The following is a 13,826-nucleotide window of genomic DNA, read 5'->3' on the forward strand; positions in this document are numbered from 1 at the left end:
CTTATCTGGAGACGCAACATGGAAACCATCGTCATCGTAGGAGGCGGTGCGGGCGGACTCGAGCTCGCAACCCGGTTGGGCGACACCCTCGGCGCCAGCAAGCGCGCCCGCGTGCTGCTGGTGGACCGCTACCCAGGCCACTTCTGGAAGCCCTTGCTGCACACGGTCGCTTCCGGCAAATGCGATCCCCGCGTGGAAGAACTGTCCTTCCCCGCCCAGGCCGTCGAGCACGATTTCGAATTCGTGCAAGGCGAAGTGCTGTGCGTGGACCGCGCCCATCAAACCGTCACGCTGGCCCCACGCAAAGGCAGCGGCACCGACGGCGTCTGCCGCACCGTCACCTACGACAAACTGGTGCTGGCACTGGGCGCCGTCACCAACTTCTACAACGTGCCCGGCGCCTCCAAACACGCGCTCACGCTCGACAGCGTGGACGAAGCCGAAGCCTTCCGCCGCCGTTTCATCGACGCCTGCATCAAGGCCGGCGAACAGAAGACCGGGGTCGACGTGGTCATCGTCGGCGGCGGCGCCACCGGCGTCGAGCTGGCGGCGGAGTTGAGCAACAGCGCCCGTGCCCTGGCCGCCTATCGCGTGCACACGCTGAACCCGGAGACCGACATCCGCATCAGCATCCTCGAACGCGGCCAGCACCTGCTGCCGCAGCTGCATCCGCAGCAGGCCAACCGCGCGGCGCGCGAACTGCGCGCGCTCGGCATCGACGTCCTGACCGGCACCGTCGTCGCCGAAGTGACCAAGGACGCCGTGATCGACGCCGCCGGCAACGTCCACCGAGCCGACCTGACCTTGTGGGCGGCGGGCGTCGAAGCGCCGCAGCTGTGCGCGACGTTTGGATTGGCCGTCAACCATCTGCGCCAGATCGTGGTGGACTCCAGCCTGTGCTCGGCCAACGACAGCCAGATCTACGCGCTGGGCGATTGCGCCAGCTACAACTGCCCGATCAAGGGGGTGGCGCCGCCGCGCGCGCAGGTGGCGCACCAGCAGGCGATGTTCCTGGCCGACCTGCTGGCCCGCCGCACCGGCACACCGCGGCCGGACTTCCGCTATCACGACTACGGCTCGCTGGTTTCGCTGGGGCCGCAGGCGGCGGTGGGCGTGCTGACCGGCGCCATCACCGGCAAGAGCATCCGCGTGGGCGGCGCCACGGCCAGCCTGCTGTATCAGCTGCTGTACCAGAAGCATCTGCTCAGCTTGCACGGCACGGCGCGCGTCGTCACCCAGGCGCTGGTCGACTGGCTGCGCGCAAAGATACTGCCGCCGGTGAAGCTGCACTAAGGGGTATCGCCGTATAATAAGGTTATGACAGCCTTAACCCCGTTAAGCAAAAACAGTACGCTCGCGTCTCCGCCCGCAACGGCGGAGACGTCCGGCATGTCGTCCGCCGCCGCCAATATCGCGCAGGTCGCCACGCCGGCATCGGTGGTAACGCTACGCGCTGCCGGTGTGCTTCCGGTGGATGGCGCTGCGCGCGCGCCGCTGGTCTGGGAGCGCAACAACAAAGGCGCCATCTCCGCACTGGTCGCGCGCAACTACGACTACCTGCCGTCCGCCAACCGCTTCAAGAACCTGGGCGCCGCGCTGCTGGAGCGCTTCAAGACCGACAGCTCGGACTTCTCGCAATCGGTGCAGCAATCGTCCCTGGATGCAAGCACCGGCACCTACGACGCGCTGCTGTACACGCAACTGCCGCCGTTGCATCGCGTCGGCGACGACCAGGCTGGCCTCGCCATCACCACCAGAAGCGGCGTCAAAGTCTCCCTGGCGCTGGACAGTTCGGACAACGGCGTCGCGGTGCAGGTGCAAAGCAGCGGCAAACTCAGTGACGACGAGCGCGCGGCGCTGGCCGGACTGGCGGGCGCCTTCCAACAAGCGATCGACGGCCTGGCCGCCGTGCCGCCGAAAATCGACCTGTCCGGCCTGGCCGGATTCGACGCCTCCGTGCTGTCGTCGGTGGACCTGCACTCGGAACTCAAACTGAATGCAACCGACACGCAGCGGCTGGACTTCCACGCCGACGCCAAACAACGATCGGTGCACTTCAGCGGCCCGACCGGCGTAGCGAAGATCAGCGTGGACCTGAGCCAACCCGCAGCCTGGGGCAGCAAGCAGCAGCAAGCCAAGGCGCTGGACAACTACCTGCGCCAGTTCGACCAGGCCACCTCGCGCGGCCGCGGCGACGCCGAGCTGGCAGGCCTGTTCAAGGACGCCTTCACCGATATGCACAGCGACTACGGCCGGCAGGCCGCCGCGCCGCAGCAGCGTGTCACCTTGGCGGACCAGGACCACGCCATCCTCACCGGCCTGGCCGATTTCAGCGCGTCCATCACGCAGACCGAGACAGCGCCCAATCCGCTGCGTCTCGGCGAGCATGACAGCTTCGACTACCAGGCCTCGCAAAGCACCAGCGTGCAGGGCCGCAGCCAATTGGATCGTTCGGTCGCACAGCAGCAGCAATCGCAGCTCAAGGCCAGCTACCATGCGCCCAGCAAGGCGGACCACCAGTTGGCCCTGACGATCGATCGCGCGTCGCAGAACTACAACTACGTGCTGGTCGACGACAACGCCAGTAGCAACGCCGCGTTGGCCTACGAGGACGGCGCGCTGGCCAGCGCCACGCTGGAGCAGACCGCCAAGCATTCGACCCGCACCCTCAAATACTTGCTGGACAAGCTGGTCGAAGACATCACCGTCCCGTCCAGCGCAGCCCACGCGCGCGACCTGCTCGACATGCTGGCGCCGAAAAAGAAACCCGACGAAGATGAGCGCCGCAGTACACTGGACGCGGTCAACCGGATGATCTTCCTGCAACCCGAACCAGGCGCTCTGCCAAAATGACACCAGAATCCACCGTGCTGATGGCGGCCTACAACGCCTCGATGAACCAGAAGCTGTACGCGGCGGCGGCGCGGCTGCCGCACGGCGAGCTGGCCGCCGACCGCAAGGCCTACTTCGGCTCCCTGCTCGGCACCATGAACCACCTGCTGGCCGGCGACACCATCTGGCTGCGCCGCTTCGCCACCCACCCGGCCAGATTCAGCGCGCTGGCGTGCATGCTGGACCTGCCCGCCCCGTCCGGCCTGACGCACAGCTTCGGCGAAGACCTGGCGCCGCTGCTGGCCTACCGCCAGCGGCTGGACGCCATCATCACGCAATGGGCGGCCCAGGTCAGCGCCGCCGACCTGGCGCGGACGCTCGAGTACCGCAGCACCAGGGGCGACCTGTATCGCAAGCACTTCGGCAGCCTGGTGCAGCACTTCTTCAACCACCAGACCCACCATCGCGGCCAGGCCAGCACCTTGCTGTCGCAGGCCGGCGTCGACATCGGCGTCACCGATTTGCTGGTCATGGTTCCCGACATCGAAGCGCCATGAAGATCGCCGTCTACAGCGCCCAGCCCTACGACCGCCGCTTCCTCGACGAAGCGCGCCAACAACACGCGGCAGGTGTTGTCGAAGCGGTCTACTTCTCCGATCCGCTGACGCTGGACACCGTGCCGCTGGCGCAAGGCTGCGCCGCCGTCTGCGTGTTCGTCAACGACCAGCTGGACGCCGCCGTGCTGCAAGCCCTGCACGCGCTGGGCGTGCGCGCGGTGCTGCTGCGCTGCGCCGGCTTCAACAACGTCGACCTGAACGCCGCCGCGCGCCTCGGCCTGTTCATGGCGCGGGTGCCGGCCTACGCGCCGGAAGCGGTGGCCGAACACGCGCTGGCCTTGGTGATGACGCTCAACCGCCACACCCACCGCGCCTACGCGCGCGTCCGCGAGGGCAATTTCGCGCTGGACGGCCTGCTGGGCATGACGCTGCACGGCAAAACCGTCGGCATCGTCGGCGCCGGCCAGATCGGCACGGCGGCGGCGCGCATCTTCAAGGGTATGGGTTGCACGGTGCTGGTCAGCGATCCGGCGCCGGCGCCGCAGCTGGACGGCGTGGTGACCCGCGTGAGCCTGGACCAGCTGCTGGCCGCAGCGGACATCGTCTCCCTGCATTGCCCGCTGCTTGAGGCCACGCGCCACATGATCGACGCCGCCAGCCTGGCGCGCATGAAGCCGGGGGCGATGCTGGTCAACACCTCGCGCGGCGCGCTGATCGACACCGCCGCCGTGATCGACGCGCTCAAGTCGCGCCAGCTGGGCGCGCTGGCGATCGACGTCTACGAGCAGGAGGCCAGCCTGTTCTTCCACGACCACTCCAGCGACATCATCGCCGACGACGTGTTCCAGCGTCTGATGACCTTCCCCAACGTGCTGGTCACCGGCCACCAGGGTTTCTTCACGGTGGAGGCGATGCGCGAGATCGCCGCCGTCACCTTCGCCAACCTGGCCTGTCACATGAACGGCGCGCCGTGCGCCAACCTGCTGCCGATGTAAGCCTTACAGCTCACTCGTGACGGGCAGCGTCAGCACGAAGCGGGTGCCGGCGCCCAGCTCGCTCTCCACTTCGATCTTGCCGCGCAAGACGCCGTAGACGATGTTGTAGACGATGTTCAGGCCCAGGCCCGAGCCGCCCCGTCCCAGCTTGGTGGTAAAGAACGGATCGTAGATGCGGCCCATGTTCTCGGGCGCGATGCCGGCGCCGTTGTCGCGGATGACCACCTGCACCCACTCCGCATCGAGCATGCGGGCGGAGATCAGTATCTCGCCTTCGGTGCTGCCTTCGAAGGCGTGCGTCAGGCCGTTGTTGATCAGGTTGATGAGCACCTGCCCGAACGGCCCCGGATAGCTCTTCATCCGTATCGTCACCGGTATCTCCTGGCGCACCGTGATGCCGCTCTTCTTGAACGACGGCAGCAGCAACAGCAGGATCTCGTTGGCCAGGTCGCACAGCAGGAACTCGCGGCACTGCGAGGTGGTGCGGTCCACCGCCACCTGCTTGAAGCTCGACACCAGGTCCACCGCCCGGTGCAGATTGCGCAGCACGATCTCGCCGCCGCTGGCGACATCGTCGACAAACGCCTGCAGCGTCGAGCGCTTCATGCCGTCGGCGGTCAGCCTGGTGAAGGAGCGAGTCTGGTCGATCAGCGTGCTGACCGCCAGCAGACTGTTGCCGATCGGTGTATTCAGTTCGTGCGCCACGCCGGCCACCAGCGATCCCAGCGCCGCCAGCTTCTCGCTGCGCACCAGCTCATCCTGCGCGCGCCGCAGCGTCTCCAGCGATTCGGCCAGGTCCTTGTTGGCGTCGACCATCTGGCCGGTGCGCAGCTGCACCAGCTCTTCCAGTTTGTCGCGGTACTGGATCAGTTCCACTTCGCTCTTCTTGCGGTCGGTGATGTCGGTCGAGATGCCGCCCATCGCCCACACCTTGCCGTGATCGTCGCGCAGGCAGAATTTTTCCGAGATATAGGTGCGCACCACGCCCTGCGCATCCGGCACGCCCTCTTCGTAGATGTAGGAATGGGTCGACTCCAGCGCGCGCCGGTCGCCCTCGCGTATCACCTTCACGGTGTCGTCGTCGAAGATATCGGCGTCCTTGTGGCCGATCGGATCGGGCGAACCTGGCGGCAGCACCTTGCGCAAGCGCTCGTTGACCATCAGGTAGCGGCCCTCCAGATCCTTGACGTAGATGACGGCCGAGGACTTGTCGGCGATGTTGGTCAGCAGCGACTGGCTCACCCGCAGCGCCGCGTCGCGCGCGGCGACGGTGGCCAGCATGGTGTTGAAGGCGGCCGACAACCGCCCCACCTCGTCATTGGAAAAGTGCGGCGCGCGCAGGTCGTAGCGCTCCTCGCGCGTCACCTGGTCCGCCACTTTCGACAGCGCCAGCAAGGGTTGCGTCACCAGCCGCCGCAGGCCGAACGCCTGCAGGGCGCCGCCGATCAGCAAGGTCATCGTCACCACCGCCAGCACCAGGCCGTATTTGCTCAGGCGCTCGGCCAGCGGCTGCAAGGCGTATTCCACCAGCAGGTAGCCGACCACCTCGTGCTGGAAGCGCACCGGCGCCAGCATCGACAGATAGTCGCCGTGGAAGCCGTGGCCGGACGGCGCCATCTCCTCCGGCCAGTCGCACTGCGCGGCGCTGCCGCGCGCATAGGCGGCGAAGCGCTGGTGCCGGGCGTCGAACAGGCAGGCGCTGTGGATGTCCGGCGTGCCGCGCAATGCCGACAGTGTGCGGACGGCGGCCGGACGGTCGCCGAAATTCAGGTCGACATCGAGATTGAGCGACACCAGGTCCATGCGGCCGGCCAGGTCCTGCACCAGCCGCACCCGCACCACGCTGAAGTCGTAGGCGATCAACGCCACCAGCGCCACCAGCATCGCCGTCAGCGCCGTCATCAGTGAGACGATCAACAGCTTGCGCTGCAAGGCCAGGTCGTGCCAGCGCCGGGGCAGCCCGCTCATTTGGCGTCTCCGCCGACCACGCGTTCGGCCAGCGCCAGCATGCGGGGATTGAGGCTGACGCCGGAATGCCTGGCCGCCGTCAGGTTGACTTCAAAGCGGATGCTGCCGTCCACCAGCAGCATATTGATCATGCCGCCGTCGGCCAGGAAGAAGGCCGAGTCGCCGATGGTCAGGATGGCCTGCTCGCGCATGCGCGTCAGCCATGCGCTCTGACGGCTGCGCTCGGGCAGCGCCAGATAGACCGCGTGACAGGGCTCGGTTTCTTCGACGCGGTTGACGATGCGCAGTTCCAGCGGATGGCTGCCGGCTGCGCGTTTATGCAACTGGCGCGCCATCTCGGCCGCGCCGGGCCCCACCATGCACACCACCAGCGGCGCATGCGGCTCGACCAGCACCGGCGCCGGCCAGCTGGCGTAGCGCGTGAAGTTGAGGATGTAGGCGGCCTTGACCTGCTGCTCGGGGATGGCCTGCTCGGCGCGCGCGGAGACCCCTGCCAGCGTCGCCGGCAGGCAGGCCAGCCACAGCGTGGCCAACATCCTGATTTTCGCAGCGCCCAGTGGTTTCATCACGCCCGCCCCCCAATGCACATCGATTTTATCCGAATAGCCCCCGATGCAATATTTTTTCGCATCGTGGTAAGGCCTTGTTCTCTAAACACAACGCATCGTGCGGACGGCAAACTTGCAGCTTGTGATCGTGTCGGAATTGGTGAATACTTTGTTAAATAGATAGCGCAGCATAGGGGAATCCTCTTGAGCGAACGCACACAGCACCGCAGCGCCTCGCGCCTGCTTCTGGCACTGCTGCCGGCCGCCTGCGCGGCGCTGCTGTGGCCCCTGGCCGCCGCCGGCGCCGACGGCGCCAGCGACGACGACACGCTGTTCGACCTCAGCCTTGACCAGCTGCGCAACGTCAAGGTGCTGACCGCCACCAAAACCGCCACCCCGCTGTACGCCACGCCCGCCGTGGTCACGCTGGTCACGGCCGACGACATCGCCCGCTACGGCTACCAGACGCTGGCCGAGGCCTTGTCCCACGTGGCCGGCTTTGTCGAGAGCGACGACCGCCTCAATCACAACTTCGGCGTGCGCGGCATCAACGCCGGCGCGCAGGCGGCCAGCCGCGCCATCAAGATCCTGCTGGACGGCCAGCCGATCGCCTTCCGCAGCACCCAGCAGCAGCTGACCGGGCTGGAATTCATCCCGCTCAATATGGTCGAGCGCATCGAGATCGTGCGCGGGCCGGTGTCGGTGCTGTACGGCGCCGACGCCCTGCTGGGCGCGGTCAACGTCATCACCCGGCGCGACGGCACCGAGCAGCGCCTGGCATGGGCCCACGAATGGTCGGGCGGCGGCCGCAGCGCCGACCTGCTGTCGGCCAGCGGCAGCGTCCAGTTCGGCGCGGCCGAAGGCGCACCATCGCCGTACTGGCTGGCCTGGGGCGTGCAGGCGGCCAAGGCCGACCGCGGCGGCCTGGCGCTGCCGCGCATCTCGCCCGACTACAAACGCTACGCCGCCCTCAGCCCGGCCCCGCTGGACGACGCCGATCCGCGTAGCCTGTACCTGCGCGGAGGCTGGCGCGGCGCCGGCGACGAGCTGCAGGCCAGCGCCTTCTGGCAGCGGCAGGACAGCGACAATGTCTTCGCCAGCCTGAATCCGCTGCTGCGCCCGCCCAGCCACGTGGTGCTGGAACAGGGCTTTGTGCACCTGGAGGCCAGCCACCGCTACAACGAGCGGCACACGCTGCGCGCCAGCCTCAACTACGGCCAGGGCAAGCCGGGCAACGGCGATATCGTGCGCACCGGCGCCGCCGACTACTACCTGCTGCGCGACTTCGGCTACCAGGCGGTCGACGGCAGCGCCGAATGGCTGTGGCAGCCCGGCCCACAGACCAGCCTTCTGCTGGGGGCCGACGTGCTGCGCGACCGCGAAACGCTGGAATCGTTCCGCCGCCACAGCCTGGTCGACGGCAGCAATTTCCAGCTCAGCCAGCCGGGCGAAAAGACCCTGCGCAACACCGGCCTGTACGCGCAATGGCAGTTCCCGCTGGTCGGCAAATGGCAGGCCATCCTCGGCGGCCGCCAGGACCGGCACTCGGTCTACGGCGCCCAGAAATCGCTGCGCGCCGGCGTGGTCGGCGCCTTGCCGGGCGACTGGGGTTTGAAAGTGCTGGGCGGCACCGCTTTCCAGGCGCCGTCGGCCGAGCTGCTGTACCGCAGCGCCGTGCAGCCGGGCGACGTCAAGGGCAACCCCAAGCTGGCGCCGCAAAAGTCGCGCACGCTGGAACTGCAGCTGAGCACCCCGCCCCGGCCGCACTGGAACGGCGCGCTGACGGTCTACCACACCAAGGTCAGCGAGCTGGTCACGCTGGAGCAGGAATTCTTCAACCTGGTGGCGCGCAACACCAGCGACAGCAAGGTCAACGGCATGGAGCTGGAGCTGCGCTACCAGCAGGACTGGTTCAACGGCTACGCCAACCTGAGCCGCGCCAACGGCAGCCGCGGCATCAACCGCTACACGCTGGCGCCGCTAGCCCAGCGCAGCGACGGCGAACTGTTCCCCACCAACAGCGCCAACGCCGGCGCCAGCGCCAGCCTGATGGGACAAAGGCTGCTGCTGAGCCTGGACAACCGCTACGTCGGCCCGCGCCCGGCCGCCACCTCCAACGTGCTGCTGGCCAACCAGGCCTACCACCTGGCCAGCTATGTCGACACCACGCTGGCCGCGCGCTGGAGCATCAACGCCCGCTCCAGCCTGCGCCTGCAGGTGCGCGACCTGTGGAACAGCCGCTATGTCGATCCCGGCGTGGGCGGCATCGATTATCCTTCGCTGGGACGGCGCTATGGAGTGCAATATGAATACCGCTACTAGCCGCCTGCTGGCCGCCGCCGCCCTGGCGCTGCTGGCGTCGTGCGGCGGCGGGGGTGGCGGCGGCGACGCCACCACGCCGCTGCCGGCCTATCCGATCAAGGCCATGATCGATCCGGCCGCCATCAACATCGCCTCGGTCGGCTGGCGCACCTCGACCCGCGACGCCTTCCTGCTGGCGGCCAAGCAGATCAACGACGCCGGCGGCGTGCTGGGCAAGCGCCTCAACGCCATCGCCTTGGTCGCGCGCGACAACGCCGAGGCGCAGGACATGGGCCAGCAACTGCTGGACGCCGGCGTCATCGCGCTCAACGTCTCGACCTCCACCCGCGTGCTGAACCTGCTGCCGCTGGCGCTGGCCAAGGGCGTGCCCATCCTGACCGAATCGAGTTCCTCGCCTACCCTGAGCACCGTCGCCGACAACGACCTGATCTACCGCATCGGCGTCTCCGACGTCGACGCCACGCCAGTGCTGGCCAAGGTGGCGTGGGAAGCGGGCAAGCGCCGCGCGGTGGTGCTGATCAACGCCGGCGACGCCTTCGGCGCCGGCCTGGCCAACCTGTTCTTGCCTGCCTTCCAGAAGCTGGGCGGGCAAGTGGTGACCACCGTGACCATCCCGTTCGGCCTGAAAAGCGGCTTCGCCAGCTACCTGCAACAGGTCTACGACGCCAAGCCGGACGTGATCCTGAACGGCATCCTGGCGGCCGACATCTCGGCCAACGTGCTCAACGAATCGCTGCCGTTCCAGAGCGGCGCCATGTGGCTGCTGCCCGGCACCGCCGCCGGCAACCAGACCTTCCTCGACAACCTGGCCGATCCGGGCAAGCTGACCGGCGGCGCGCGCGGCTCGGCCGCCACCATCGGCGCCTACGGCAACAGCTCCTATCAAAGCTTCCGCAGCGGCTACCTGGCCCAGTACGGCAGCGAGCCGCAGGACTTCACCGCGCCCACCTACGACATCGCGATGGTGATGGCATTGGCCATCGAGCGCGCCGGCCTGGTCAACAACAGCAAGAGCCCCACCGGCCTGATGGTGCGCGACAGCCTGCGCTTCGTCATGAACGCGCCGGGCGACCAAGTGAAGCCGGAAAACATCGGCGCCGCCCTGGCGCTGGTCAAGGCCGGCAAGGAGGTCGACTACGCCGGCGCCTATGCCGACATCGACTGGGACGGCGTCGGCGACATCGTCGGCCAAGTGCCGTTCACCGTGTTCCGCCTCGACACGGCGGCCCGCAGCTGGGACGCCAGCCTGCAGCTGATCATCGGCCTGCCCCGTTGAGCGGCATCGCCAGCGATCAAAAAGTGATCGCTTGCACACCTTTTCCCCGGTAACATCAGCGTTCCGCATATCAGTCATGCGGAATGCATGGTTGTGCCGGTGCGCTGGGCTAGCTATACTGCACTGCAACAATGCGCGTTGCTTCACATCTTTGCTTTACATCCGATCGCAGTACTATCCCGGGGAAGGTCATGTCTCTCGCTTACCGCGCCAATGCCGATTTCGCCAAGTTGAACCATCCGATGCGGGTGCCGCTGTCGGCGGAAATCCACTCACGCCCCTTCCTGCAACTACAAGCGCCGGAAAGCCTGACCCATTTCGCGCTCTACGTGCAGCAGGACCAGCCGTCGCAGAAATTCCACCGCAGCAGCCAGCACCAGATTCTGGAGCGCTTGTGCCTGCACTACGGCGTGGCCGCGCCGTCGCCGCAGGCGCGCTATTTTTTCCATGACTTCGACCGTTTCCGCCTGAAGTGGGAATGCCACACCGAGTTCGCCACCTACACCTTCGTCGAACGCGGCGAGCCGGGCACATCCTGCGGCGAGGCGTTCGAGCGCATGCCGCTGCAGCACGTGCCGCAGGACTGGCTGGCCGGGCTGCACGGCAAGATCATCGTCGCCGCCCATGTGCTGCTGTGCAAGGGCGAACCGGACGACAGCGGCGCGGTGGGCGCCATCCGCGACCTGTTCCAGGGCAAATCGCTGGTCGGCAGCAGCGTCGGCAGCGGCGCCGAGGTGTGGACCGACTTCCTGATCCAGCCGGACGGCTTCAGCCGCTTCGTGGTGCGCGACCTCAACCTGCGCGAATTCCAGGCCGGCCGCCTGGTCGGCCGCCTGCTGGAAATCGAAACCTACCGCATGATGGCGCTGCTCGGCCTGCCGCAAGCGGAAGCCAGCCAGCCGCTGCTGAACGGCATCGAGAACGAACTGGCCGACCTGACCGCCACGCTGGTGCAGGGCGACCAGCCGGACGGCGCGCCCAACGAAGCGCGCGAGGAGCAGGCGCTGCTCCACCGCATCACCAGCCTGGCGGCGCGGCTGGAAAAGCTATCGGTCAACAACAGCTACCGCTTCGCCGCGGCGCAGGCTTACTTCAGCCTGGTGCAGGCGCGCATCCAGGAGTTGCGCGAAGTGCGCATCGCCGGCATGCCGACCCTGGCCGAGTTCATGGGCCGCCGCCTGGCGCCGGCCATGCACACCTGCACCTCGGTTTCGCAGCGGCAGGAAACGCTGGCCAAGCGTATCGCCCGCAGCAACGACCTGCTGCGCACGCGGGTCGGCATCGAGCAGGAACGGCAGAACCGCAAGATCCTGCAATCGCTGGACGCGCGCGCGGCGCAGCAGCTGCGCCTGCAACAGGCGGTGGAAGGATTGTCGGCGGTGGCGATCTCGTACTACACGCTGGGCCTGATCGGCTACGCGGGCAAGGCCATGAAGGCCAGCAACATCCCCATCAATCCGGACATCCTGACCGGACTGGCGGCGCCGCTGGTGTTCATCGGCGTGTGGATGGGCTTGCGCCGGCTGCACAAGCAGCTGACCGCCAAGCCGGTCAGGATTGCGGCTGGCTGAAGCGGCTGGCCAGGAAGCTGGCGATGCGCTGCTGCGTCGCTTCCAGATAGGGGATGTTCATGTGGTCGGAATCGGGGACGATTTCGTCCGCATGCAGCCGCCCCAGCTTCTCGACCAGCAGGTCGGTGTGCGAATGCGGCACCACGTCGTCGGAGGCGGCGCGCAGCACATAGGTCGGCGCCTTCAGGTGGTGCGCGTACTTCACCGACTCGAATTTATGCCGCAGCACATACTCCACCGGGATCGCCTTGAACTTGCGCTTGGCGATGGCCAGGATGGAATCGTAGGGCGTGATCAGCACGATGGAATTGGCGTCGCGCTGCATCGCCACCTGCACCGCCACGCCGGAACCCAGGCTGCGGCCGACCACGGCGATGCGTGTCGAATCGACATGATGGCGCTCGCTGAGCCAGTCGAACAACATGCGGCCGTCGTCGACGAAATGCTCCTCCGCCGGATCGCCGTGCGAATCGCCATAGCCGCGATAATTCACCGCCAGCACCGCCATGCCAGGAAATAGCTTGCCCGCGTCGCGCGCGACCCAGGACACTTCCTCCGAGCGGCCGCCGAAATAAATCACGCCCGGATGCGGCCCCGCCACCGGCGGCGTCATCAGCCAACCGGCCAGCCGCGTGCCGTCGTTCGAGCGCACCACGATGGGCCGCGTCCGATGGCCGCTGCTGTAAGGCTTGAGCACTTCGCGCTTGCTGCCAAGCGGATTGAACAGCAGCCGTTTCTGGTTGGCCGCCACCGCGGCCGTCAGCCCCATCCACAGCACACTGACGAGGCCGGCAAAACCCGCGACTTTTTTTGAATTGTTCATGCTCTCTACTTTACTCCCGTCCCTCGTGTCCACGGTACGAAAATTGAAGTCGTGCGTGGTATAGGCCACACATGGTGTTGCCGGGTCCGGTTCACAAGAGCCGGTATAATACGCGCTCCGTTTTTTTGCCGTGTCGAAAATGAAACCAGCCGTCGTACTGTTGCACAGCTCCATGAGTTCCAAGGCCCAATGGGCCGGCCTGATATCTGAACTTGAAAGCAATTTCCGCTGCATCGCCGTCGACCTGCTCGGCTACGGCGCCTCGCCCTTCCCGGCCGACGTCGATGGCGATTACGTCCACACGCTGGCGCATGAGGTGGACGCCGTCAACGCCGCCGTCGCCTCGCGCCTGGAGCCGGGCGAAGCCTTCCACCTGATCGGCCACTCCTTCGGCGGCGCCTCGGCGCTGCACATGGCGCGCCGCATGCCGGCCCGCGTGCTGTCGCTGACCTTGTTCGAGCCGGTGGCCTTCCACCTGCTGCCGGCCCGGCATCCGGCGCGCGCCGAGATCGTCGCCGTGGTGGCGCGCATCAACGCCTGTGGCGCGGGGCAGGACCGCGACGCCACCCGCATCTTCATCGACTACTGGAACCGCGCCGGCGCCTTCGACGCCGCGCCGCCGGCGGCGCAGGACAAGATGACCGCCATGATCGCCAAGGTAAGGCTGGACTTCCAGGCGCTGCTGGGCGAAGCGGCCACGCTGGACGACCTGTCGGCGCTGACGATGCCGTCGCTGGTCATGTCCGGCGCCAACAGCCCGGCCTCGACCCGCCTGCTGGCCGCAGCGCTGGCCGCCGCCCTGCCCGACGCCACCGCGCTGCAAACGCGCGGCGGCCACATGGCGCCGATCACCCACGGCGCCGTGGTCAACCCGGCCATCGTCAACTTCCTGGCCGACGCCGAAGTCACCACCGGCTGATAGCGAGCGCGCATG

At 67.2% G+C, this 13,826-nt stretch carries 11 protein-coding genes; 8 read left to right on the forward strand and 3 right to left on the reverse strand.

Features of this window, described 5'->3' with window-relative positions:
• Positions 1-18 precede the first annotated feature (18 nt).
• The 4 genes from AC1RMD_RS18535 to AC1RMD_RS18550 all read left to right on the forward strand — a co-directional run bounded on the left by AC1RMD_RS18535 (position 19) and on the right by AC1RMD_RS18550 (position 4,384).
• On the forward strand, positions 19-1,293 hold the full coding sequence (locus tag AC1RMD_RS18535) for an NAD(P)/FAD-dependent oxidoreductase (protein WP_492928153.1): 1,275 nt from the start codon (positions 19-21) through the stop codon (positions 1,291-1,293).
• Positions 1,294-1,389: 96 nt separating this feature from the next.
• Positions 1,390-2,853: a hypothetical protein gene (locus tag AC1RMD_RS18540; RefSeq protein WP_492928154.1), complete on the forward strand. Its 1,464-nt coding sequence runs from the start codon at positions 1,390-1,392 to the stop codon at positions 2,851-2,853.
• Positions 2,850-3,389 (forward strand): DinB family protein, encoded by a 540-nt coding sequence (locus AC1RMD_RS18545; RefSeq protein WP_492928155.1) that lies wholly within the window; start codon positions 2,850-2,852, stop codon positions 3,387-3,389. The genes AC1RMD_RS18540 and AC1RMD_RS18545 overlap by 4 nt, the downstream gene beginning before the upstream one ends.
• On the forward strand, positions 3,386-4,384 hold the full coding sequence (locus tag AC1RMD_RS18550) for a 2-hydroxyacid dehydrogenase (RefSeq protein WP_492928156.1): 999 nt from the start codon (positions 3,386-3,388) through the stop codon (positions 4,382-4,384). Before AC1RMD_RS18545 ends, AC1RMD_RS18550 begins: the two co-directional genes overlap by 4 nt.
• A gap of 3 nt (positions 4,385-4,387) precedes the next feature.
• Here AC1RMD_RS18550 and AC1RMD_RS18555 read toward each other — a convergent pair whose 3' ends face one another.
• Together AC1RMD_RS18555 and AC1RMD_RS18560 are read right to left on the reverse strand one after the other, a co-directional pair.
• A complete protein-coding gene (locus tag AC1RMD_RS18555) occupies positions 4,388-6,352 on the reverse strand; it encodes an ATP-binding protein (RefSeq protein ID WP_492928157.1) in 1,965 nt (654 codons plus the stop codon).
• A complete protein-coding gene (locus tag AC1RMD_RS18560; RefSeq protein ID WP_492928198.1) occupies positions 6,349-6,918 on the reverse strand; it encodes a TOL_0243 family YfiR-like periplasmic protein in 570 nt (189 codons plus the stop codon). The genes AC1RMD_RS18555 and AC1RMD_RS18560 overlap by 4 nt, the downstream gene beginning before the upstream one ends.
• Before the next feature lie 186 nt (positions 6,919-7,104).
• Between AC1RMD_RS18560 and AC1RMD_RS18565 the strand changes: the two genes are divergently transcribed.
• The 3 genes from AC1RMD_RS18565 (at position 7,105) to AC1RMD_RS18575 (ending at position 12,069) form a co-directional block, all read left to right on the forward strand.
• On the forward strand, positions 7,105-9,222 hold the full coding sequence (locus tag AC1RMD_RS18565; protein WP_492928158.1) for a TonB-dependent receptor plug domain-containing protein: 2,118 nt from the start codon (positions 7,105-7,107) through the stop codon (positions 9,220-9,222).
• Positions 9,206-10,498, forward strand: a complete 1,293-nt coding sequence (locus AC1RMD_RS18570) for an ABC transporter substrate-binding protein (RefSeq protein ID WP_492928159.1) — start codon at positions 9,206-9,208, stop codon at positions 10,496-10,498. The genes AC1RMD_RS18565 and AC1RMD_RS18570 overlap by 17 nt, the downstream gene beginning before the upstream one ends.
• 191 nt (positions 10,499-10,689) lie before the next feature.
• The gene (locus AC1RMD_RS18575; protein WP_492928160.1) at positions 10,690-12,069 is read left to right on the forward strand and encodes a DUF3422 family protein; all 1,380 of its coding nucleotides are present in this window, start codon (positions 10,690-10,692) and stop codon (positions 12,067-12,069) included.
• On the opposite strand, the gene AC1RMD_RS18580 is transcribed toward AC1RMD_RS18575, so the two are convergent.
• Positions 12,050-12,892 carry an alpha/beta hydrolase gene (locus AC1RMD_RS18580; protein ID WP_492928161.1) on the reverse strand — a complete coding sequence of 281 codons (843 nt, stop codon included), beginning with the start codon at positions 12,890-12,892 and terminating at the stop codon, positions 12,050-12,052. The two genes, AC1RMD_RS18575 and AC1RMD_RS18580, sit on opposite strands and share 20 nt — an antisense overlap.
• A gap of 139 nt (positions 12,893-13,031) precedes the next feature.
• Here AC1RMD_RS18580 and AC1RMD_RS18585 point away from each other — a divergent pair, with 139 nt between their 5' ends.
• Positions 13,032-13,811: an alpha/beta fold hydrolase gene (locus AC1RMD_RS18585; RefSeq protein ID WP_492928162.1), complete on the forward strand. Its 780-nt coding sequence runs from the start codon at positions 13,032-13,034 to the stop codon at positions 13,809-13,811.
• The last annotated feature ends 15 nt before the right edge of the window (positions 13,812-13,826 follow it).

It is taken from the genome of Duganella sp. GW822-FHT06D06 (assembly GCF_058799615.1).

Excerpts from the sequence above, each read along its gene's own strand:
- AC1RMD_RS18535 (WP_492928153.1), top strand. The coding sequence starts at position 19 with ATGGAAACCATCGTCATCGTAGGAGGCGGTGCGGGCGGACTCGAGCTC.
- AC1RMD_RS18540 (WP_492928154.1), top strand. The coding sequence starts at position 1,390 with ATGTCGTCCGCCGCCGCCAATATCGCGCAGGTCGCCACGCCGGCATCG.
- AC1RMD_RS18545 (WP_492928155.1), top strand. The coding sequence starts at position 2,850 with ATGACACCAGAATCCACCGTGCTGATGGCGGCCTACAACGCCTCGATG.
- AC1RMD_RS18550 (WP_492928156.1), top strand. The coding sequence starts at position 3,386 with ATGAAGATCGCCGTCTACAGCGCCCAGCCCTACGACCGCCGCTTCCTC.
- AC1RMD_RS18555 (WP_492928157.1), bottom strand. The coding sequence starts at position 6,352 with ATGAGCGGGCTGCCCCGGCGCTGGCACGACCTGGCCTTGCAGCGCAAG.
- AC1RMD_RS18560 (WP_492928198.1), bottom strand. The coding sequence starts at position 6,918 with ATGAAACCACTGGGCGCTGCGAAAATCAGGATGTTGGCCACGCTGTGG.
- AC1RMD_RS18570 (WP_492928159.1), top strand. The coding sequence starts at position 9,206 with ATGAATACCGCTACTAGCCGCCTGCTGGCCGCCGCCGCCCTGGCGCTG.
- AC1RMD_RS18575 (WP_492928160.1), top strand. The coding sequence starts at position 10,690 with ATGTCTCTCGCTTACCGCGCCAATGCCGATTTCGCCAAGTTGAACCAT.
- AC1RMD_RS18580 (WP_492928161.1), bottom strand. The coding sequence starts at position 12,892 with ATGAACAATTCAAAAAAAGTCGCGGGTTTTGCCGGCCTCGTCAGTGTG.
- AC1RMD_RS18585 (WP_492928162.1), top strand. The coding sequence starts at position 13,032 with ATGAAACCAGCCGTCGTACTGTTGCACAGCTCCATGAGTTCCAAGGCC.